The organism is Streptomyces sp. NBC_00016 (assembly GCF_045040885.1).
Taxonomy (GTDB): Bacteria; Actinomycetota; Actinomycetes; order Streptomycetales; family Streptomycetaceae; genus Streptomyces; species Streptomyces coriariae.
In genome coordinates, this window is sequence record NZ_CP108304.1 from 779,375 (window position 1) to 798,833 (window position 19,459).

Annotated in this window: 19 protein-coding genes; 8 read left to right on the forward strand and 11 right to left on the reverse strand. The window is 72.4% G+C overall.

Annotated elements, in window-relative coordinates; all coding sequences use genetic code 11:
* Positions 1 to 91: 91 nt before the first annotated feature.
* The 3 genes from OG933_RS03600 to OG933_RS03610 all read right to left on the reverse strand — a co-directional run bounded on the left by OG933_RS03600 (position 92) and on the right by OG933_RS03610 (position 2,324).
* Positions 92 to 1,273: an ROK family protein gene (locus OG933_RS03600; protein ID WP_405625303.1), complete on the reverse strand. Its 1,182-nt coding sequence runs from the start codon at positions 1,271 to 1,273 to the stop codon at positions 92 to 94.
* 157 nt (positions 1,274 to 1,430) lie between these two features.
* The gene (locus tag OG933_RS03605; RefSeq protein ID WP_171401420.1) at positions 1,431 to 1,574 is read right to left on the reverse strand and encodes a hypothetical protein; all 144 of its coding nucleotides are present in this window, start codon (positions 1,572 to 1,574) and stop codon (positions 1,431 to 1,433) included.
* A gap of 150 nt (positions 1,575 to 1,724) precedes the next feature.
* Entirely contained in the window at positions 1,725 to 2,324 is a 600-nt protein-coding gene (locus tag OG933_RS03610) for a hypothetical protein (RefSeq protein ID WP_405625304.1), read from the reverse strand.
* Between the two features lie 197 nt (positions 2,325 to 2,521).
* Here OG933_RS03610 and OG933_RS03615 point away from each other — a divergent pair, with 197 nt between their 5' ends.
* From OG933_RS03615 to OG933_RS03625, 3 genes are read left to right on the forward strand one after another with little or no spacing between them, the layout of a single operon-like run.
* Positions 2,522 to 3,031: an SRPBCC family protein gene (locus OG933_RS03615; RefSeq protein ID WP_362521767.1), complete on the forward strand. Its 510-nt coding sequence runs from the start codon at positions 2,522 to 2,524 to the stop codon at positions 3,029 to 3,031.
* A complete protein-coding gene (locus OG933_RS03620; RefSeq protein ID WP_405625305.1) occupies positions 3,024 to 4,655 on the forward strand; it encodes a phytoene desaturase family protein in 1,632 nt (543 codons plus the stop codon). Before OG933_RS03615 ends, OG933_RS03620 begins: the two co-directional genes overlap by 8 nt.
* A gap of 50 nt (positions 4,656 to 4,705) precedes the next feature.
* The gene (locus tag OG933_RS03625; RefSeq protein WP_405625306.1) at positions 4,706 to 5,605 is read left to right on the forward strand and encodes an SDR family oxidoreductase; all 900 of its coding nucleotides are present in this window, start codon (positions 4,706 to 4,708) and stop codon (positions 5,603 to 5,605) included.
* 10 nt (positions 5,606 to 5,615) lie between these two features.
* Here OG933_RS03625 and OG933_RS03630 read toward each other — a convergent pair whose 3' ends face one another.
* The 4 genes from OG933_RS03630 to OG933_RS03645 all read right to left on the reverse strand — a co-directional run bounded on the left by OG933_RS03630 (position 5,616) and on the right by OG933_RS03645 (position 9,045).
* Positions 5,616 to 6,848 (reverse strand): aminotransferase class V-fold PLP-dependent enzyme, encoded by a 1,233-nt coding sequence (locus tag OG933_RS03630; protein WP_405625307.1) that lies wholly within the window; start codon positions 6,846 to 6,848, stop codon positions 5,616 to 5,618.
* Positions 6,849 to 6,891: 43 nt separating this feature from the next.
* Complete coding sequence (locus OG933_RS03635; RefSeq protein ID WP_157880780.1) at positions 6,892 to 7,131, reverse strand: hypothetical protein; 240 nt, start codon at positions 7,129 to 7,131, stop codon at positions 6,892 to 6,894.
* 222 nt (positions 7,132 to 7,353) lie between these two features.
* On the reverse strand, positions 7,354 to 8,019 hold the full coding sequence (locus OG933_RS03640; protein ID WP_405625309.1) for an alpha/beta hydrolase: 666 nt from the start codon (positions 8,017 to 8,019) through the stop codon (positions 7,354 to 7,356).
* A 174-nt stretch (positions 8,020 to 8,193) separates the two neighbouring features.
* Positions 8,194 to 9,045 (reverse strand): restriction endonuclease, encoded by an 852-nt coding sequence (locus OG933_RS03645; protein ID WP_362521776.1) that lies wholly within the window; start codon positions 9,043 to 9,045, stop codon positions 8,194 to 8,196.
* 184 nt (positions 9,046 to 9,229) lie between these two features.
* On the opposite strand from OG933_RS03645, the gene OG933_RS03650 reads away from it, so the two are divergent.
* Positions 9,230 to 9,679, forward strand: a complete 450-nt coding sequence (locus OG933_RS03650; protein WP_405625312.1) for a class I SAM-dependent methyltransferase — start codon at positions 9,230 to 9,232, stop codon at positions 9,677 to 9,679.
* Between the two features lie 10 nt (positions 9,680 to 9,689).
* Entirely contained in the window at positions 9,690 to 9,851 is a 162-nt protein-coding gene (locus OG933_RS03655; RefSeq protein WP_405625314.1) for a hypothetical protein, read from the forward strand.
* 1 nt (position 9,852) lies between these two features.
* On the opposite strand, the gene OG933_RS03660 is transcribed toward OG933_RS03655, so the two are convergent.
* From OG933_RS03660 to OG933_RS03675, 4 genes are all read right to left on the reverse strand, one after another.
* A complete protein-coding gene (locus OG933_RS03660; RefSeq protein ID WP_362521780.1) occupies positions 9,853 to 11,985 on the reverse strand; it encodes an ATP-binding SpoIIE family protein phosphatase in 2,133 nt (710 codons plus the stop codon).
* Positions 11,986 to 12,128: 143 nt separating this feature from the next.
* Complete coding sequence (locus OG933_RS03665; RefSeq protein ID WP_405625316.1) at positions 12,129 to 13,142, reverse strand: VOC family protein; 1,014 nt, start codon at positions 13,140 to 13,142, stop codon at positions 12,129 to 12,131.
* Complete coding sequence (locus OG933_RS03670; protein ID WP_362521784.1) at positions 13,139 to 14,011, reverse strand: alpha/beta hydrolase; 873 nt, start codon at positions 14,009 to 14,011, stop codon at positions 13,139 to 13,141. Before OG933_RS03670 ends, OG933_RS03665 begins: the two co-directional genes overlap by 4 nt.
* An 11-nt stretch (positions 14,012 to 14,022) precedes the next feature.
* The gene (locus OG933_RS03675) at positions 14,023 to 15,621 is read right to left on the reverse strand and encodes a bifunctional 3-(3-hydroxy-phenyl)propionate/3-hydroxycinnamic acid hydroxylase (RefSeq protein WP_405625318.1); all 1,599 of its coding nucleotides are present in this window, start codon (positions 15,619 to 15,621) and stop codon (positions 14,023 to 14,025) included.
* Between the two features lie 158 nt (positions 15,622 to 15,779).
* On the opposite strand from OG933_RS03675, the gene OG933_RS03680 reads away from it, so the two are divergent.
* The 3 genes from OG933_RS03680 (at position 15,780) to OG933_RS03690 (ending at position 19,287) form a co-directional block, all read left to right on the forward strand.
* Positions 15,780 to 16,829 (forward strand): amidohydrolase family protein, encoded by a 1,050-nt coding sequence (locus OG933_RS03680; RefSeq protein WP_405625321.1) that lies wholly within the window; start codon positions 15,780 to 15,782, stop codon positions 16,827 to 16,829.
* 82 nt (positions 16,830 to 16,911) lie between these two features.
* Positions 16,912 to 18,165: a hypothetical protein gene (locus OG933_RS03685; protein ID WP_405625322.1), complete on the forward strand. Its 1,254-nt coding sequence runs from the start codon at positions 16,912 to 16,914 to the stop codon at positions 18,163 to 18,165.
* A gap of 60 nt (positions 18,166 to 18,225) precedes the next feature.
* Positions 18,226 to 19,287 (forward strand): phosphotransferase, encoded by a 1,062-nt coding sequence (locus tag OG933_RS03690; protein ID WP_405625325.1) that lies wholly within the window; start codon positions 18,226 to 18,228, stop codon positions 19,285 to 19,287.
* Positions 19,288 to 19,459 lie beyond the last annotated feature (172 nt).

A 19,459-nucleotide genomic window follows, 5' to 3' on the forward strand; every position in this document is an offset into this window, starting at 1 on the left:
GAACGGCTCCGGGGCGGCCCGGTGGTGACCCGCGCCGATGGCGGGCCGCCGACGAACTGCGCCGGAGCGTGCGGGGACGCTGCTCGTACGGTCAGTTCGGTTCGGTGATGAAGGACTGGATGGCGGTCGCCGCGGCGCCGCGCGCCCACTCCTCGAAGGGCAGCGGGCGGGTCTGCAGGTCGCACCGCGCGGCCGAGCCGAAGGCGGCCGCCGCGAAGGCGCTGCGGATCTGCTCGGCGAACAGGTCGTAGGCGGCCAGGCCCTCTCCGGAGATGACCACGCGCTCCGGGCCGAGCAGATTGGCCACGGTGGCGATGCCGCGGCCGATCGCCTCCCCCGCCCGTGAGTACGCCTCGCGGGCGTGGTCGTCGCCCCGGCGGGCGAGGTCGACGGCCTCGGTGGTGTCGGTGACCTCGACGCCGGTCCGTTCGCGGATCCGGGCGAGGATCGCCGGGTCCGCGGCGATCGCCTCGACGCAGCCGCGGTTGCCGCAGTGGCAGAGCGGCCCGTTCGGGTCGACGGTGACATGACCGATCTCGCCGGCCACCCCGTGCGCTCCGGCGACCACGCGGCCGTGTACCACCAGGCCGCAGCCGACGCCCGCGCCGACGGTCACCACGGCGAAGTTCGACAGGCCCACGCCGGCGCCGAACCACTGCTCGGCGACGGTGAGGGCCCGTACGTCGTTGTCGACGGTGACCGGCAGGCCGGTGACGGCGCAGGCCAGTTCGGCGAGCGGTACGTCGCGCCACTCCAGGAACGGCGAGTAGCGCACCACGCCCTCCCCGCGGTCCACGTCGCCGGAGACGGCGATGCCCAGCCCCATGACGCGTACGCCGTAGCCGTCCGCCTCGGTCAGCAACTCCCGTACCACCTCGGCGGTCGACGCCAGGACCGCCTTGGCGGCACGGTCGGTCAGCGGCACGCGGCGGGCGCGCAGGATCCGGCAGCGCAGGTCAGTGAGCACCCCGAAGATCGCGTCTCCCGTGAGCTTGAGCCCGAGGAACAGGGCGCGGCCCCCGTCGACCCGCACCAGGTTCGCGGGCCGGCCGAGCGCCGAGCGGACCTCCGTGTCCGCGTCCTCCACCAGGTATCCCGACGCGAACAGCGGCCGGACCGCCTTCGTGACGGCCGCCGCCGACAGACCGGCCCGCCGGGCCAGTTCCAGGCGGGTGAGCGGCCCCTGGGACAGGACGGTGGTGAAGACCTGCGAAGCGGCCGGCGTTCCGGCGGGGAACGTCTCGGCGGGGTGCGCGGCGAAGGACGAGGGCATGGCCCGGAACCTAGGGCCCTTATTTTCCGCTGTCAATGAAAGAAGCAGGAATCAGCTGAAGCTCCCCTGTGAGCCCTGAGTCCCTTTCAAAAGACCGACGGTGACGAGGTATTGACGCGAGATCGAAGCTGATGCTCCCCTGGAGGCGCCGTCGGCGTCAGCGCCGCGTCCGCAGGCGGGCCAGCAGGCCGCGCGCCTGGGCCCGACGGCGCGGATCGGCCGCCGCACGCCGTGCCTGCTCCATCGTGCGCCGCCCCTGCGGGCTCCTGGCGAACTCCTTGATGCGCTGAATGACGCTCATCCTTGTCCTCCCCTTGTGCGTCGGCCTGCCTGTCGGCGGGCCGCCTCTTCCGGTCGTCGGCTACCCCCGAACACACCGATCAGGCCCCTCGGACGGGGCGTTCGGATCGATCGGACGGACGCGCCGCTCCCCCCTCGTCGGCCCGTCCGCTCACGCCGCGCGCCCCCTGGCCGCCGTCGTCCGCACAGGCGCGGCCGCGGGGCGGGCGCCCGCGGTCCGGGTGCGGGCGGCACGGACCCGGTAGGTGGTCTTCGTCGGGTCCGTGACGGGCTCGCCCACCGTGATCCGGCCGGCCGCGTACAGCTCGTCGCACTCGGTGGCGGACAGCGCGACATAGCAGCCTCCCCGGCCGCTGTCGGCGTCCAGCGGCCGCCAGTAGCCGTACACCCGGCGTCCGCTGGCGTGCTCGGTGACGAACACGGGCGTCCGGGGATCGGAGACGATGCGCAGCACGTCGGCCCCGGCGCGGCCCGGCGACACGCCGGGGCGGGACGGGTGGGCCGGCCGCCCGTTTCGGACCGCACCGCCGTCGTCCGTGCGGGCCGGTCGCGGTGCCGGAGCCGGTACCGCACGGGTCGCCGGACGTGCCTTCTCCTCGCGGCCGATCGGAAGCGGGCCACGCTGGCGCGGCACGCCGACCGCCCTGCCGACCGAGCCCGCCGGGCCGGACACCTCCGCACTCCGACGCTGCCAGGGGTGAGCGTCGGAACGTACGTCGAGGAGCTGCGGCTGGAGGGCGGTGGGCGGCATGATCGGTGACCTTTCCTCGGCGGGGACATGAGACCGACTACCCGGCTGAGCCGAAGTTGATCTCATGTGGGGCATCCTTCATGACGGCACTGACAACGGGCGGGTTCATCGGCGCCGCGGCAAGGGCCTCCAGCGGTTGACCTTCGGCGATACGGGCACTCGGCGAGCCACGTGTCAGCGACTGCGGGAGGTGCACGGTGGCGGTACGGCATCGGCTGGTCAAGGCGAGTCCGCAGACGGTGTGGGACATCCTCGCCGACGGCGACCGCTACGCGGAGTGGGTGGTGGGCACGTCGTCGACCCACGAGATGACGGGCGAATGGCCGCACGTGGACGCGAAGATCGCCTACGAGATCCGGGTGGGGCCCGTCACCCTGAGCAACGAGACGATCGTACGGCGCTGCCGGGAGCCGGACGTGCTGGAGCTGGAGGCGCGGGCGGGCGCGCTGGGCACCGCGCGGATCGCGTTCGAGCTGCGGCCGTGGGGCCGCCACTGTCTGCTGATCCTGGACGAGCATCCGCTGCAGGGCGTCGGCGGGCTGCTGCACAACGCCGGCGTGGAGGTGGTGACCCAGATCCGCCACCGGGCCATGCTCCGTCGGCTGGCGAAGGTGTGCGAGGCCGACGCCCGCGGCGGAGCCTCCGACGGCGCCCGGTGGAGGCCCGCAGCGGCGCGATCGCACGCCGATGGAGGCGCCGATGCCTGACGCGGTGGTGATCGGGGCCGGACCCAACGGGCTGGTGGCGGCGAACCTGCTGGCGGACGCGGGCTGGAGCGTGGAGGTCCTCGAGGAGCAGCCGGAGCCCGGCGGCGCGGTACGGCACGACCGGTCCGTGGACCCCGAGTTCGTCAACGACCTGTTCAGCTCCTTCTACCCGCTGGCCGTCGCCTCACCGGTCCTGTCCGGGCTGCGCCTGCACGAACACGGTCTGCGCTGGAAGCATGCGCCCAGTGTCGTGGCCCATCCCCTCATCGACGGCGACTGCGCGGTCCTCGACCGCAGGGTCGATGTGACCGCCCGTTCCCTCGACGCCTTCCACGCCGGGGACGGAGCCGCCTGGCGTCGCCTCCACGAGGTGTGGGAACAGCTCCGCCCGGACATCCTCGACGCGCTGTTCACCCCGTTCCCGCCGGTGCGGGCCACGGCCCGGCTGGCGGTCCGGCTGCGCGCCGCGGGCGGCCTGCGGATGGCCAGGACGCTGGCCCTGCCGGTGCGGCGGCTGGGCGAGGAGGAGTTCGGGGGCGAGGGCGGCCGGCTGCTGCTGGCCGGCAACGCCCTGCACGCCGATCTGGCTCCGGAGGCGGCGGGCAGCGGCGGGTTCGGCTGGCTGATGGCCATGCTCGGCCAGTCCTACGGCTTTCCCGTGCCGGCCGGCGGCTCCGGCGCCCTCACCGAGGCCCTGGTCCGGCGGCTGCGCGCCCGTGGCGGCGTGCTGCGCTGCGGGCAGCGGGTCGGCCGGATCGAGGTCCGGGACGGACGGGCCGTGGGGGTGCGTACCACCGACGGGGAGCGGGTCGCCGGGGACCGCGCGGTGCTGGCCGACGTCTCCGTCCCCGCGCTGTACGGCGTGCTGTTGGAGCCGGAACACCTGCCCTCCCAGCTGCTGGCCGACCTGGAGCGTTTCCAGTGGGACTTCGCGACCTTCAAGGTCGACTGGGCGCTGAACGGGCCGGTGCCGTGGCAGGCGGAGGCGGCGCGTCGTGCCGGTACCGTGCACCTGGCCGACGGCCTGCACGAGCTCACCCGGTTCGCGGCCCAGATCGCCATGCACCAGGTTCCGGACCGCCCCTTCGCGCTGTTCGGCCAGATGACGACCTCGGACCCGGGGCGCTCCCCCGCCGGGACCGAGTCGGCCTGGGCCTACACCCATGTGCCCCAGCAGGTCGAGGGCGACGCCGGCGACGAGGGGCTCACCGGCATCTGGGACGCGAGCGAGCAGGAACTGATGGCCGACCGGGTCGAACAACAGGTCGAGCGATTCGCTCCCGGTTTCCGGTCCCTGATCCGCGCCCGCCGCATCCTCGCCCCGCCCACGCTCCAGTCCCTCGACGCCAATCTGCACGGCGGCGCGATCAACGGCGGTACGACCGCGCTGCACCAGCAGCTCCTCTTCCGGCCCCTGCCCGGCAGCGGGCGCCCGGAGACGCCGGTGCGCGGGCTGTTCCTGGCCTCCGCCGGCGCCCATCCCGGTGGTGGGGTCCACGGCGCGCCGGGCGCCAACGCCGCCCGCGCCGCCCTGCGCCGGCACCGCCCGCCCGGCGGGACGTTCGTACAGCGGGCGCTCGCCCGCCGGGACCGCACCGGCGCGAAGAAGCCGGCTGCCGGCTGACCGGCACCGCTCCCGCCGAACGACCGAGAGCCCGAGGAACGGAGCACGCCGTGCACGACAGTCCCCTCGAAGGCCGCACCGCCGTGGTCACGGGAGCCGCCCGCGGGGTGGGAGCGGCGCTGGCTCGGGAACTCGCACGGCGCGGAGCGCGCCTGGCGCTGATCGGCCACGAGGGGGCGGCGCTGCGGTCCGTGGCCGCGTCGCTGCCCACTCCCGCGCTGGCCGTCGAGGCCGACGTCACCGACGGCGAGGCGCTGGAGCGGGCGGCCGAGGTCGTCCGCTCACGGCTGGGGCCGCCCTCGGTGGTCGTCGCGAACGCGGGGATCGCGGAGGGCGGCCCGTTCGCCTCGGCCGACATGGCCTCCTGGCGGCGGGTGATCGACGTCAACGTCACCGGCAGCGCCCTGACGGCGCACGCCTTCCTGCCGGACCTGATGGAGTCGGCGGGCTACTACCTCCAGATCGCTTCGCTGGCCTCGATCGGGGCCGCTCCCCTGATGAGCGCCTACTGCGCCTCGAAGGCCGGCGTGGAGGCCTTCGCCCACGCGCTGCGGGCCGAGACGGCCCACCATGGCGTGGCGGTCGGCATCGCCTATCTGAACTGGACCGACACCGACATGATCCGGGACGCCGACCGGCATGCGGTGCTGCGTGAGCTGCGCGCCGGCATGCCGCCGCCCGCCCGACGCGTCTTCCCGCCGGAGTTCGTGGCGAGGCGCCTCGCCACGGCCGTGGAACGCCGGCGCACCGCCGTCTACGTCCCGGCCTCGCTGCGCCTCGTCCAGGTGACACGGGCCGCGCTGCCGGCCCTGGTCCTGCGCCGCTCCCGCCGCGTGCTGCCCCGCCTGGAGGCGTCGGAACGGCTGCGTCCCACCGGACCGCTCGGCGCCGGCGGCCGGGCCGACGAAGCGGCGGCGGCACGACGGCGACACGCGCCGAACGAGCCGTGAGCGCCGGGGCCTACGACTGCTCCCTTGCCTCGCGGGCCCATTTCTCGACGACGGGCACACACGTCTCGGCGAAGTGCCCGTAGTCCTCGGGGGTGTTGTAGACATGGGCGGACAGCCGGAGGTAACCGAGTCCGTCGAAGCTGGTGAACGCGGCCTCCACGCCCAGTTCGGCGGTCGCACGGTCGCGCAGGGCGTCCGCCGCGACCCGGCTCGTGCCCAGGCCCTCGGGCAGGCGGACCAGCCGCATTCCGGGGACGGGCATGCCGACGTCGACGGGGTCGGCCGGGGGCCCGGTCCGGGCGAAGGCCTCCGCGACGACACGGGCGCCGTGGTCCGCCAGTTCGTCCAGGTACCGGCGGACCGTGTCCCAGCCCCAGGTGTCGTCGATGAAGTCCAGTGCGGTGGGCGCGGCCAGGAAGCCGGTGGCGTCGAGCGTGCCCTGGTGGTCGAAGCGGTCCGGGAAGGGTTCGGCCGCGCCCCAGGAGTCGATCAGCGGGTGCAGGTCCGCCCGCAGCGGGCCGTGGGCGACGAGCGCCGCCGTGCCGCGCGGGGCACAGCCCCATTTGTGGAGGTTGCCGACCCAGGCGTCGCAGACCAGGCCGTCCAGCGGCGCGGCGAGCAGACCGGGGGCGTGCGCGCCGTCGACGAGCAGAGTGATCCCGCGCCGCGCGGCTTCGGTCCCGACGCGTTCGACCGGCATCAGCCGGGCCGTCGCCGAGGTGATCTGGTCCAGGACGATCAGGGCGACGCCGTTGTCCACCTGCGCCATCACCGCTCGGTACGCCTGCTCGGCATCGGCCGCCAGCGGCACCCGGGCCGTGCGTACGCCGGTCCCCCAGCGACGGGCCAGCCGCTCCGCGCCCATGGTGACGGCGCCGTAGCCGTGGTCGGTGACCACGATGTCCCCGCCGGGCCGGGCGGCCAGGGCGGCGTAGACGACGCTGGCCCCGGCGCTGGCGTTCGGCACGAGCGCCAGGTCCTTCGCGTCGGTCCGCAGCCGGCCGGCCACGGCCGCGCGGGCCGCGGCGATCCGGCCGGGCAGCGACGGGAACCACGCGACCGGGGCGCGTTCCATCTCCGCCCGCAGGGCGTTCTGCCGTTCCTGCGCCACCCGCGGGACGGCGCCGAACGAACCGTGGTTGAGATGCCGCAGGTCGGGGTCGAGCGTCCAGGCCGCCAGCGCGGGCCGCCCGTCGGGCAGCGTCAACGGTCGGGGCACGGTGACGATTTCGCCCTCGTTCACGGATCTCCTCGGCTCGTCCCTGGTGGCTCGGACCGTCAGACCCTCAGCCGAAGAACGACCGCTGCGCGGGCAGGCCGGGGGTGAAGGAGGACGGGGCGCTCATGACCCGGTCCAGGTCTCGCTTGATGCGTTCGGCCTCGCCTTTCACCTGAGCGGGCACGTCGCCGCGTTCGATGATGAGGCGGTGGTAGATCGGGGTGTCGTCGAAGACGGGGATCACCGAGGGGGCTCTGCTTTCGTGGACGGTCGGGCAGGCCGACACGGCAGGACTTGCTTCGGACACGGCCGACGATCCGACGGAGCGAACCGGCGCTTTTGTGACGTCTCCTGACGGTTCGACAGCGGAACCGGCCGTGGTGACGTCATCGTATTGTCCCCGATGGCCCGGGTGCGGGTGACCATGGGGGCCCGGAAACGGTCGCGACGGACCGCGCGGAGGTGCCCCGGACGGGCCCCGACCGCTCTCGGTACGACCCCGCGCCGGCGGCGTGCGTTCCGCCCGCTGTCACCACGGCAGTGGGTCGTCCGCCGCGCAGGCCTCGCCGGCGAGACCCTCGATGACCGGCTCCGGTCGCAGGAGTTGGGCGACGATCGCGGCGGTGGCCCGGTGCCAGTCGGCGCACCGCCGGAGCATGGCGTGGTCACCGCGGCGGACGAGGACGATGCCCGCCTGCGCCGCCGCCCGGCGCGCCCGTCGGACGTACTCGGCGGACTCCCCCGGATCGGTCACCCGGTCACGGTCTCCGTGCAGTACGACGATCCGCTTCCCGCCGAGATGGTCGACGGGTTCGCCGGGCGGGCACCACGGCGCCAGTGCGAGGACACCGCGCACCGCGGGGTCGGCCGCCGCCCGCAGGGCCGCGCGGCCACCCATCGAGTGGCCCACCAGGGTCACGGGCACCTCGCCGACCGTCCGGCGCAGTTCGTCGAGCGCCCGTACGGTGTCGTGCACGGGATCGGCGGTCGCGTTCCAGCCCCGGTAGCGGTAGCGCACCTCGCCGACCAGCACGTCCTGACGGTCCGTCGCGGCCACCGCCGCCCGCAGGACGGGACGCATGCGCAGGGCGGCCAGGTGCCAGCCCCGCGATGCCTCCCGGCTGTGTTCCCGGCCGCCGTGCAGAACCACGACCGCGGCTCCCGGCGACCCGGCCGGCCGCTGCCGCACCAGCAACGCGGACGAGCTCCCCGCGAGCCGTCCTCCGTCTCCGCCCGCTTCCCAGACCGCTTTCCCGCCTCCCTCCCCGCCTTCCCCGCCTTCTTCCCCGACCGCTCCTGCTCCCGCTTCTTCGCGCACTGCCCGCCGCCTCTCTCGCCGCACATCCGGACCTTCTCGACGGTCCCCGGTTCAGCCCGCCACGAACTCCGGCTCCCACGGCCTCGGGCCCGCCGCGTCCTGCCAACGCCCGAGGTCCTCGCCGTCCACGCACACGATGCCGCATCGGCTCGCGTACTCGACGGCGGGCGCGGTGAAGTCGCCGGTGGTGACGACCGCCGCGACCTCGGCCCCGTGCACGGCGAAACACGTCCCGCCGAAGCGCTGCATGTCCTGGGAACCGACCCGGTTGGTGTCGCTGTAGCGCTTGCACTGGACGACGAGCACACGTCCGTCCGGTGTCCTCGCCACGACATCGGCGCCCAGATCACCGGCCCCTCCGACGACCTCCACCTCGGTGCAGCCGTCGCGCCGGCAGAGCTCGGCTATCGCCTGCTCGAACTCGTAGGGATCCAGCTCCTCGTAGCCGATCTCCTCGGTGGCGTCCGGCGCGTCGTCGAGAGGCTGCTCGGAGATCCCGCCGAGGGGCTCGCCGAGCGGGATCGTCGGTTCCACGCCGAGTCCCCCACCGACGAACTCCGTCCGAGGCACGGCCGGTCCCGAGGCAACGACCGGCGGCGCGGTCTCGAGAGCCTCGACCACCGTCTCCGTGGCCTCCTCCAGGGACCTCGCGGCGCGGCGCGCGAGCCTCGCCGCCGAGAGCCTGCGCCGTCCGCGACGACCCGCGACGACCCCCGCAGCACCGACGAGTACGAGCGCGACCGCCCAGCCCGGACGGCGCTCCGCCGCGGCCGTGGCGGTACGGGCGACCGTGCCCAGCAGGGTCAGCAGGATGGCGAGCAGCACGAAGTACACAGCCGTGGAGCGGAGTTCGAACCGACGCGGACTACGCGCGGGCTGCGGTACGTGCGGCGGTACGGCCATGGCGGTGCGTCCTCCCGGGTACGTCAACGAAGATCATCGAGCGTGTGCCCAGTCGGCGCGGTTCTATCGGGAGACAGGAGCATGCGCCCGTGGAGCCGGCCACACCGCCCGTCGCTCAGGGGCGGAAAGAGGGGAGGTAAATCCGGTCGCGGCCACTCACCGTGAGCGGCTAGCGTGCACCGGCGTGGACATCGAAGATCCCAAAGAGCTGGTCCGGCGCGGGTATGACGCGCTCTCCCTCCGCTACGACCGGACGTACGGCGCCGAGACGAAGTACGGACCATGGATCCGCGCGCTGTCCGGTCGTGTCCCGGCAGGCGGCACGGTGCTGGATCTCGGGTGCGGAAGCGGGGTTCCCGTCGCTCGCGACCTGGCGGCCGCAGGTCACCGTGTCACGGGCGTCGACATCAGTGAGGTGCAGATCCGCAGGGCTCGGGAGCGTGTGCCGCAGGCCGAGTTCGTCCATGCCGACGCCACGGCGGTGGACTTCGGGCCGGCCTCCTTCGACGCGGTCGTCTCGTTGTACGCACTGATCCACATTCCGCTCGACGAACAGCTTCCGTTGCTCCGGAAGGTCGCCGGATGGCTGCGACCGGGCGGTTGGTTCCTGGGGACCACCGGGCATCGGGCCTGAACCGGTGTCGATGAGGACTGGCTGGGCGGCGGGGACCCCCATGTGGTGGAGCCACGCGGACGTCGCGACGAATCGGCGCTGGATCACCCAGGCCGGTCTCGTGGTGGAGCAGGAGGAGTTCGTGCCCGAGGGCGAGAACGGTCATGCGCTTTTCTGGGCGCGCCGCCGCTGAATCAGGCCTGGGTGAAGGCGGGCAGCGGGAGTTCGGCGGAGTCGCTCAGTTCGGCCCAGACCGTCTTGCCGCGGCGGGCGTGGCGGGTTCCCCAGCGTTCGGCGAGCTGGGCGACCAGGAGCAGGCCTCGGCCGCCTTCGTCGAAGACACGGGCCCGGCGCAGGTGAGGGGTGGTGCTGCTGCCGTCGGAGACCTCGCACAGCAGGGTGCGGTCGTGGATCAGGCGCAGCCGGATGGGGGGTTGGCCGTAGCGGATGGCGTTGGTGACCAGCTCGCTGACGACCAGTTCGGCGGTGAAGCCGAGTTCCTCCAGGCCCCAGTCGCTCAGCTGCCGGGAGACGTCCGAGCGGGCTCGGGCGACGGCGGCGGGTTCGGCGGCCAGGTCCCAGGTGGCGACCTGGCCGGCGCCCAGGGCGTGGGTGCGGGCCAGGAGCAGGGCGACGTCGTCGTCCGGCCGGGTCGGCAGCAGGGTCTCGATGACGTGGTCGCAGATCTCCTCCAGTGAGGGAGCCGGCCGGACGAGGGCCTGGCGCAGCCCGTCGAGACCGGCGTCGACGTCGTGGTCGCGGGACTCGACCAGGCCGTCGGTGTAGAGGGCGAGGAGGCTGCCTTCGGGGAGTTCGAACTCCGCCGCCTCGAACGGCACGCCGCCCAGGCCGAGTGGCGGGCCGGGCGGCAGGTCCAGGATCTCGGCCGTTCCGTCCGGGGTCACCAGCGCGGGCGGCAGATGTCCCGCGCGGGCCAGGGTGAAGCGTCGGGAGACCGGGTCGTAGACGGCGTACAGGCAGGTGGCGCCCAGGTCTCCGGCGGCTTCGCCGTCCACGTCGTCGGAGGTTTCGCCGGACAGACGCTGCACGATGTCGTCGAGGTGCGTGAGGAGTTCGTCGGGCGGCAGGTCGATGTCGGCGAGGGTGCGTACGGCGGTCCGCAGACGGCCCATGGTGGCGGCGGCGTGGATGCCGTGACCGACCACGTCGCCCACCACGAGGGCGACCCGGGCGCCGGACAGCGGGATGACGTCGTACCAGTCGCCGCCGACGCCGACCCGGTCGCCCGCGGGAAGGTAGCGGTAGGCGACCTCGACCGCGGACTGCCGCGGCGCACCGCGTGGGAGCAGGCTGCGCTGGAGGGTGAGGGCGGTGGCGCGGGCGTAGCTGTAGCGGCGGGCGTTGTCGACGGCCACGGCCGCCCGGGCGGCGATCTCCTGGGCGAGGAGCAGGTCCTCGTCGTCGTAGAGGTCGGGGTTGCGGTGCCGGGAGAACCGGGCGACGCCCAGCGTGGTGCCGCGGGCGCGCAGCGGCACCACCAGGGTGGAGTGGATGCGCGGGGCGTCGGCCGCGTCGCCGTGGTGCTTGGCGGGCCGGCCGGTGATCAGGGCGCGAGCCTCGGGCGACCCGTCCGGGCAGGTGTGCAGCTCCTGCGTCGCGGCGCCCGGTTCCGGACCGTCGTCGCCCACCGGTGCCCGCGCGGTCCGGCGCAGCACGAGGGGGCCTTCGTTCGAGAATTCGTGGCCGTGCAGCGCGGCGTCGAGCAGGTCGACGGTGACGAGGTCGGCGAAGCGCTCGACGGCGTGATCGGCCAGCTCCTGCGTGGTGCGGGCGATGTCCAGGGTGGTGCCGATGCGCATGCCCGCCTCGTTCACCATCGACAGCCGCCATTGCAGCCGGCGGTCCCGCTCCTCCTGGAAGGCGACGACGCCCTGCTCCGAGGTGCGGTCCACGTACGCGGCCGCCGTCGCGATCACGTGCCGTGCGGCCGCGCTGACCAGCTCGGCGTCGTCGGTGAACCGGGGCATCTCCGCGAGCAGCCGGTCGAGGACGATGGTCTGCCCCAGCCGGAAGGCCCTCAGCATCGTGCCGAGCGGGGTGCCGTGCCGGGCCAGCCGGCGCGCACGGTCCAGGTCGGCCGGCGGCGGTTCGATCAGGGTCGGCTCGATGGCGTGTTCGAGGCCGAACAGCCCGGCGGCGATGTGGTCGGCGACGTTCTCCGCCGCCATCCGGGCGATGCCGGGGTCGTCCCACAGCTCGGGCAGCTCCCGCCGCAGGCCACGCTCCACCTCGGCGATCAGCTCGTCCGCTCGCGAACCGAGCTCGCGCACGACACGGGACACGAGACCGGCAGCCGTCAGGTCCACAAGGACGACGTTACGCCGTACGGGCGCGTAGGCCTCGTCGGGAGGCTGTCCACCCCGGCGCCACCCTTACCGTAACGCTCACTCCAGGCGACGACCTGCGCCCTCGCCGAAGCGGGCCGGGAGGGCGTGTCCGGCCGTAGGGGTCACTCGTCGGGGATGCCCGCACCGCTGAGAGCAGGGACGGTCTTCTCCGTGCGCGCCAGGGAGCGGGCGCCGGCGCGGAACCGGTCGAGTGCGTCGACGATGGTCCGACCGACCGGGGTGTGGCCCCAGACGCTGATGCCCTGGTGGGTGGTGGGCTGCCAGGTGCTCTCGTCGACGACGATCGGGTTCCAGCCGACCTCCCACTCGAAGCCCGAAGGAGTGCGGGCGTAGTAGGAGAGTTCCTTGTCGTTCGTGTGCCGGCCCACCGACAGGGCCATGTCGAAGCCGAGTTCGTGGACCCGCTGATAGCTGCGGGCGAGGTCGTCGAGGGTGGCGGCCTGGATGTTGAGGTGCTGCACCCGGGTGCGGACCGGGTCGATCGGCAGGCCCCGGACGGCGGCGACGGCCAGGGAGTGGTGGCGCTCGTTGACGCGCAGGAAGCGGATCTTGAGCTTGACGCCGCTGATCGTCTCGTCGATGCAGTCGGTGAGGCGGGCGTCGAAGACGGTGCCGAAGTAGCCGCGCACCAGGGTCGGTCTGGTCGAGGTGATCGCGACGTGGCCCATCCCGGCGTCGCCGGTGACCCAGCCGGAGGCGAGCATCCGCAGCGGCAGCGCCGACTTCAGCGGTGTCGTGCAGATCTCCTGGGTGATGCCTTTGGGACCGGGGAAGCGCAGCAGGCGCTCGACGCCGCGCTGGGCTGCCTCCTCGGCGGTGCCGTGCACGACGGGGACGCCGTGGGCGCGGACGCGGGCCTCGATCTCCTCGAAGACGGTGTGGTCGTCGAGGTGCCAGCCGGTGGCGACGACGTCCTCGGCGGGCCCGCGCCGCAGCAGGAACCGGCATTCCCGGTCGTCGAGGCGGAAGCGCATCAGGCCGGTGTCCAGGTCGTCGTGGTGCATCCCGACGGCGTCGGCACCGAAGCGGCGCCAGTCGGCGAAGCGTTCGGTCTCGATGACGAGGTAACCGAGGTGGACCGCGCCGAAGACGGACGCGTTCTCGTGCGGGCTCATCGGCGGCCCGCCAGGAAGTCGGCACACAGCCGGTTGAACAGCTCGGCGCGCTCGAACTGGACCCAGTGGCCGGTGTTGGCGACCTCGTACAGGTCGCAGTTGGGCATGCGTGCGGCCAGCATCCGGCCGCCGGACGGCCGGTTGACCTGGTCGGCCGCGCCCCACAGCACCAGCGTCGGCACGGGCAGTCGGGCCAGCCGCGCGTCCCGGGTGAAGTCCATCCTCCACAGCGTGCGCAGCGCGTGGGGGCCGGACGGCCGGCGCAGCGGCGGGGCCGCGACGACCTCCGGGTCGATGCTGTCCCGGTAGCGCGCGTCGATGACGCTGTCCGGGACGTCGGCCGCGTTGAAGACGAGATGGTTGCGGATGAACTTCTCCAGCTTCAGCCGCGAAGGCCCGTCCCCGGAGTAGTAGCCGAGCAGGCTGTTGAGGCCGGGGGTGGGCAGGGCACGGGTGGTGCCGATGCCGCCCGGGCCCATCAGGACCATGCGGTCGACACGTTCGGGGGTGTCCAGGGCCAGGCGCAGGGCGCAGGCGCCGCCGTAGGAGTTGCCGACCAGGTGGGCGCGGTCGAGGCCGAGCCGGTCGAGCAGGCCGCGGATGCCGTCGGCGAGGTGGCCGAAGGGGTCGGCGCCGTTCACGCCCTTGGTGCTGCGCCCGTAGCCCGGCAGGTCGGGCACGACGACCCGGTACTCCTTCGCCAACCGGGCTATGTTGCGGGCGTAGTTGGAGACGCCGGAGGCGCCGGGGCCGCCGCCGTGCAGCAGCAGGACGGGCGGGCCGTCGCCGGTCTCCGCGACGAAGATCTTCCTTCCGCCGACGTCGAGCAGGGACTCCCGCAGGGCGGGCGGTGCGGTGTGGGTGGTCATGGTGGCGGTCCTCACGGGGTGATCGGGGTGGCGGCGCGCGCCGCCGGAGCGAATCCGGCCGGCGGCGGCGGGAGCGGGGCGCCGGCGGGGGCGGCGGCGTAGACGTAGGCGTCGGGGCGCAGGGCGAGGCCGGCCACGCGGTGGGCGGCCAGCCAGGCCGTCAGCACACCCTCGCTGTCGACGACCGCATCCTCGGCCGGGCGTGAGCCCGCGGGCAGGACGGCCAGGGAAGGGACGCCGACGCGGTCCCAGGCCGGCTGCGGGGCCAGGACTCCGCCGTGCAGGAGCAGCCAGCGGCCGGCCAGCACCTCGTCCAGGCGGACCGGGCCGCCGTCGGGGCCGGTCACCCAGGGCTGCGGGATCTGGCGCCCGGACGCCTTGGTGCGCGGGCGGGCCTGGAGCCCCTCGGCGTAGTGGGCGACGGGTATCCAGTTCGAGTCCACGAGGCGGCCGCCGAGGCCGGGCACCCGGCACCCGGCCCGCAGCACCACGTCACGGGCGCGGGCCACGACGGGACGTCGCTCGGTGATGATCCGCCCGACGAGCACCGCCCGCCTGGTGACCTCCTTGACGTGGGGCTTGCGCTCGGCCTCGTAGGTGTCGAGCACCGAATCCGGCAGCTCGCCGCGCAGCACGGCGGCGAGCTTCCAGCACAGGTTGGCCGCGTCCCGCACCCCGGCGGCCATGCCCTGGCCGATCCACGGCGGCATCGCATGCGCCGCGTCACCGGCGAGGAACACCCTGCCCACCCGGAAGCGCGCCGCGAAGCGGACGTGATGGCTGTAGACGGTGGCCCGCAGGATCCTGATGCCCTCCCGGTCGATCCCGTACCGGGACACCATGGCGTGGATGGCCTCGTCGGTCGTCAGCTGCCGCTCGTCGTCCCCCGGCAGGATCGGGAACTCCCAGCGGTGATGCCCGAGCGGGGTCGGGCAGTCCACGGCCGGCCGGGCCGGGTCGCAGCGGAAACGCAGCCGGTCGTGGTCCGGCCACGGTTTCAGCATCTCGGTGTCGATGACCACCCAGCGGTCCTCGTACGTCCGCCCCTCGTAGCCGATGTTCAGCTGCGCCCGGGTCGGGCTGGAACCGCCGTCGGCCGCGATCACGTACCTGGCGCGCAGCCGGCGTATCGAGTCGTCGGGACCGGTCACCGTCAGCTCGGCCCCGTCGGCATCCTGGCGCAGCCGCAGGCACTCGTGCCGCAGCAGCACCTCGACGCCGGGGTAGCGGTCGACGCCGTCACGCAGCACCTGCTCCAGCGCCGGCTGGTAGACGAACAGCTGCGGCGGATGGCCGTGGCCGCGCGGGGTGGGGTTCGCGCTGAGGAAGGTGCGGCCGCGCGTGTCGACGAAGTCGAGGGCCCGCCCGGCCAGCATGTCCTGCTTCAACCGGTCGGCCAGGCCGACACGCTGCCAGATCCGGAGGACCTCCTCGTCCGTGGAGATCGCCCGGGCCCGGGAGTAGACCTCGGCGTCGCGCTCCACCACGACGACCCGCAGACCCAGTGCGCCCAGCAGGTTCGCCGCGGTCACCCCCGTCGGCCCGTACCCGATCACCGCCACGTCGTACGCGCTGTCGTCGGCTCCGTCATCGGCGCTGATTCCGTTCACCAGGCCACCTCACTGTCGTCCGTCCCGCGGCTCTCACGGCTCTTCATGTAGCGTTTACTCCAATTGGAATAGTCGCTACGGTAAGCTCGACGCCGGAGACGGTCAAGAGCCGGTACGGCAGGTGAGCCGCGCACCCGAGAAAGCCAGGAGGTCGCCCCATGACCACCACGCCCCGCAGGATCGACGTCCACCAGCACCTCGTCCCGCCCCTCTACCGCGAGGTCCTCGCCAGGGCCGGCATCGCCGAGGCGGGCGGCCGCGCCCTGCCCGACTGGAGCCCCGAGGCGGCCCTGGAGCTGATGGATCTGCTGGGCACCGAAACGGCGATCCTCTCCGTCTCCACTCCCGGGACGGGCTTCCTCACCGACCCCGGCGAGGCCGTGGACCTGGCCCGGCGGCTCAACGACTTCTCCGCCGCCCTGCCCGCCGCACACCCCGGCCGGTTCGGCTGGTTCGCCACGCTGCCGATGCCCGACGTCCCCGCGTCGGCGGCGGAGGCCGCGCGGGCCCTGACCGAGCTCGGCGCGGACGGGGTGACCCTGCTCGCCAACAACCGGGGCAGCTACCTGGGCGCCGACGGCCAGGACGCGCTGTGGCGGACCCTGGACGAGCACGGCGCCGTCGTCTTCGTCCACCCCGCCGATCTCCCGGGCCCCGCCGTGGACGGCATCCCGCCGTTCGCCGCCGACTTCCTCCTGGACACCACCCGCGCCGCCTACCTCCTCGTCCGAGGCGGCGTCCCGCGCCGCTACCCGAACATCCGGTTCGTCCTCGCCCACGCCGGCGGTTTCGTGCCCTACGCCTCGCACCGCATGGCCGTCGCCATCGCCGCCGACACCGGACGCAGTCCCCTCGACGTCCTCGACGACCTGCGGGGCTTCTTCTACGACACCGCGCTGTCCTCCAGCCCCGCCGCCCTGCCCACGCTGCTCGCCTTCGCCCGCCCCGGACACATCCTGTTCGGCAGCGACTGGCCCTTCGCGCCGACGCCCGCCGGCCAGTACTTCGCAGGCGGCCTCGACAGCGGCGTCGACCCCGGCACCCGCGCGGCCGTCAACCGCACCAACGCGGAGTCGCTGTTCCCCCGATTGGCCACCGCCGCCCCCGCACCGGTGGCCACCCGTCCGCTCCCGGTGCGCCTGCGCCGGTCCGCGCAACGCGCCGGCGCCCGCCTCCTCTTCAAGATCGTCCAACCCGGAACCGACTGAGAGGCTTCCCGCTTACGAATCGCCTGACATGGGGGCAGAATCATCGGAGCAGCCAGTCGGCGATCACCGTCGGGAGAGAGCCTTGCGCGTAGTCCTGTCCTTTTGGGATGGCGGGGAAGGCCATCTGGCACGGGTGGCCCATCTGGCCACGCTGCTACACGAGCGTGGCGACCGTTGCCTGATCATCTCCAGCAGGTCGAAAGCCGCCCGAGTTCGTGCGCTCGCTCCCGAGGCGGACATAGCCGAGGTGGACAACCGGCCGGAACTGCGGCGAACCCCTAAACCGATGCCGACTTACTCACATGCCTTCCGGCACGCGCAGCGCCGCCTCGCTCTGGGCTTCGGTGACCCGGACTTCGTCACGGCCAACACAGGCCACATGCTCGAGGTCCTGCGCTCGTTCCGACCCCACGTGGTGATCAACGACTACCACGACACCCTCCGGACCGCGGCCGACGCGGCTCGCGTACCGGTGGTCTCTCTGGCGATGGCGCACGGCCTGCGTTCAGGACCCGCACTCGGTTCGTGGAAATTGCACGAATTGGCCGACCATCCGCTTCCGGGGTGCCTCGACAGCTTCAACCACAGCCGTGAGCGGTGGGGCCTGCCTCCCTACGAAGACGAACGGGAGACATTCGAGGGAGACCTTGTCCTTCTACCGACTTGCCCGGTACTCGACCCGGTGCAGCCACACACGAACAACGTCCATGTGGGCCCGCTGATGACGCCGCCGGCCCTACCGAATCACCGAAAACGCCGCAGGCCGCTTGTCGTTTCGTACCTGGCGGAGGGAAACAACCGGCCCGCGTCGGACTACCCACGGGCACTCTCCGCGATGGTGAGGGCCGAACGCAACGTCGATTTCGCCGTCCTGGGCGGCGAGCGATACCTCCGCTACTTCCGTACGGGTGACACGTTCCTGGGCATGGTTCCTGCGCAGCAGTATCTGGCTCTGCTGGACGAGGCGGATTTGGTGATCACGCACGGGGGAACCACTTTGGTACACGCCTTGGAGCGTTCCGTTCCGGTGCTGTGCCTGCCCTGGACATCATCGGAGGCTGCCTGGGCGGTACGGGTGGAGCAGCACGGCGCGGGTTTGATGTACCCCGCCTACTACCGTCCGCTCGAATGGCGGGTAGACGACGCCGTCCATCCGTCGATACCTCTGGCCGGACACTGGTCCCTGCAGATCACCGCAGCGGAACTTCTGCACAGTGTGCGGCGAATCCTCGATGAGCCGAGCTACCGAAGTGCTGCCAACGATCTGGGAGAGCAACTGTCGGCGGCCCGGAGCAGCTTCGACCTCGTCGACCTCGTGCGAAGCGCCACTCGTTAGGAGGAACTACCGTCGGCTCGGTCGGCCGGCGGGCCTTTTGAAGAAACGGGGGTGTCCTGCGTGCTTCGCTCTCGTCGAGAACTGCATGTTCTGGCCCAGCAACTGATGGAGCAGACAAGACGCCTTGAACCCGGAGCGAAACACTCGCTGACTGGGATGCTGGGTGACCGACTCCTGTCAGAATTGCATTCACACAACACACCGTCCACTCTTTACTACGTCCTCGCCGACGGCGAGACGTACGTGGTGAAAGTGGAGTTCGGGCACGCACAAACGCTGCGGGACGAGATCCAGTGGTATCGGGACGCGGTACGAAGGAATCTGGCAACAAACCTGTTCATCACCGGCCACGCCGGTCCGACCCTGTCATTCCTACTGCTGAAGTGCTTCGGTGATGGCTCTACCGTGGACGATCTCGCGCTCGCCGGTGCATCGGCCGGTGAGCTCGGCCGTCATATCTCACGTGCCGTGGACAGAGATATGGAGCTGTTTCACCGCACACAGCGTCACGTCAGCCCGTCACACATACACCGGTTGACCAAGAGGCGTCTTTCTCAACGCCGTCGGCAGGCCTCAGCATTCGCCTATTTGCGAGCACTCATGGACGCGGACGTCATAACGATCAACGGCGAAGAGTTGGCGGGTGCCTCTCGGTGCCTGCACCGGATCACCGAAAACCCGCGCCTGGTGTCCCACTTGACGCCCGACCGGATCGGGGTGACCTTCGGAGATCTGCACTGCGGCAACATCATCGTCGATGGAACGTCGACCGAAGTGGTCGACCCCCGAGGCGGCCCATTGCTGCCGATCACCTATGATTATGGAAAGTTGGTGCAATCCATCGAAGGCGGGTACGGCGCGGTCATGGCAGGCCGGTACGTACTGCGCCGGAGGTGCAGAACGGAGTACGAGTTCGCCACGGAGAACGTGCCGGGGTACGCGGACCTCGGTGTGCTCCTGGCGGCCCGCTGCGATGAGCGCCGGTACCTCCAGTCCCTGTATCAGGCCGCGTTGCATTTCGTGGCCATGCTGCCCCACCATGCCTCCGCGGAGGAGGAAACCACGGCCCTGTACCTCTGCGGCGTTTCGCTCTTCGACAAGCTGTTTGCGCGACTTCTCTAGGGCCTGTCCGGCGGATCATGCAACTCGTCGCGGACGGTAGGGTCGCCGGTGGCGCCGTGGAGAAGCGAGGGTTCACCTCATGACCGTCTGCTTTCACCGCAGACCAGGGACCGAGATCCTCCGGCACATCGAAAACCGGAACCTTGTCGACCAGGGACCAGCGCCTGCCATC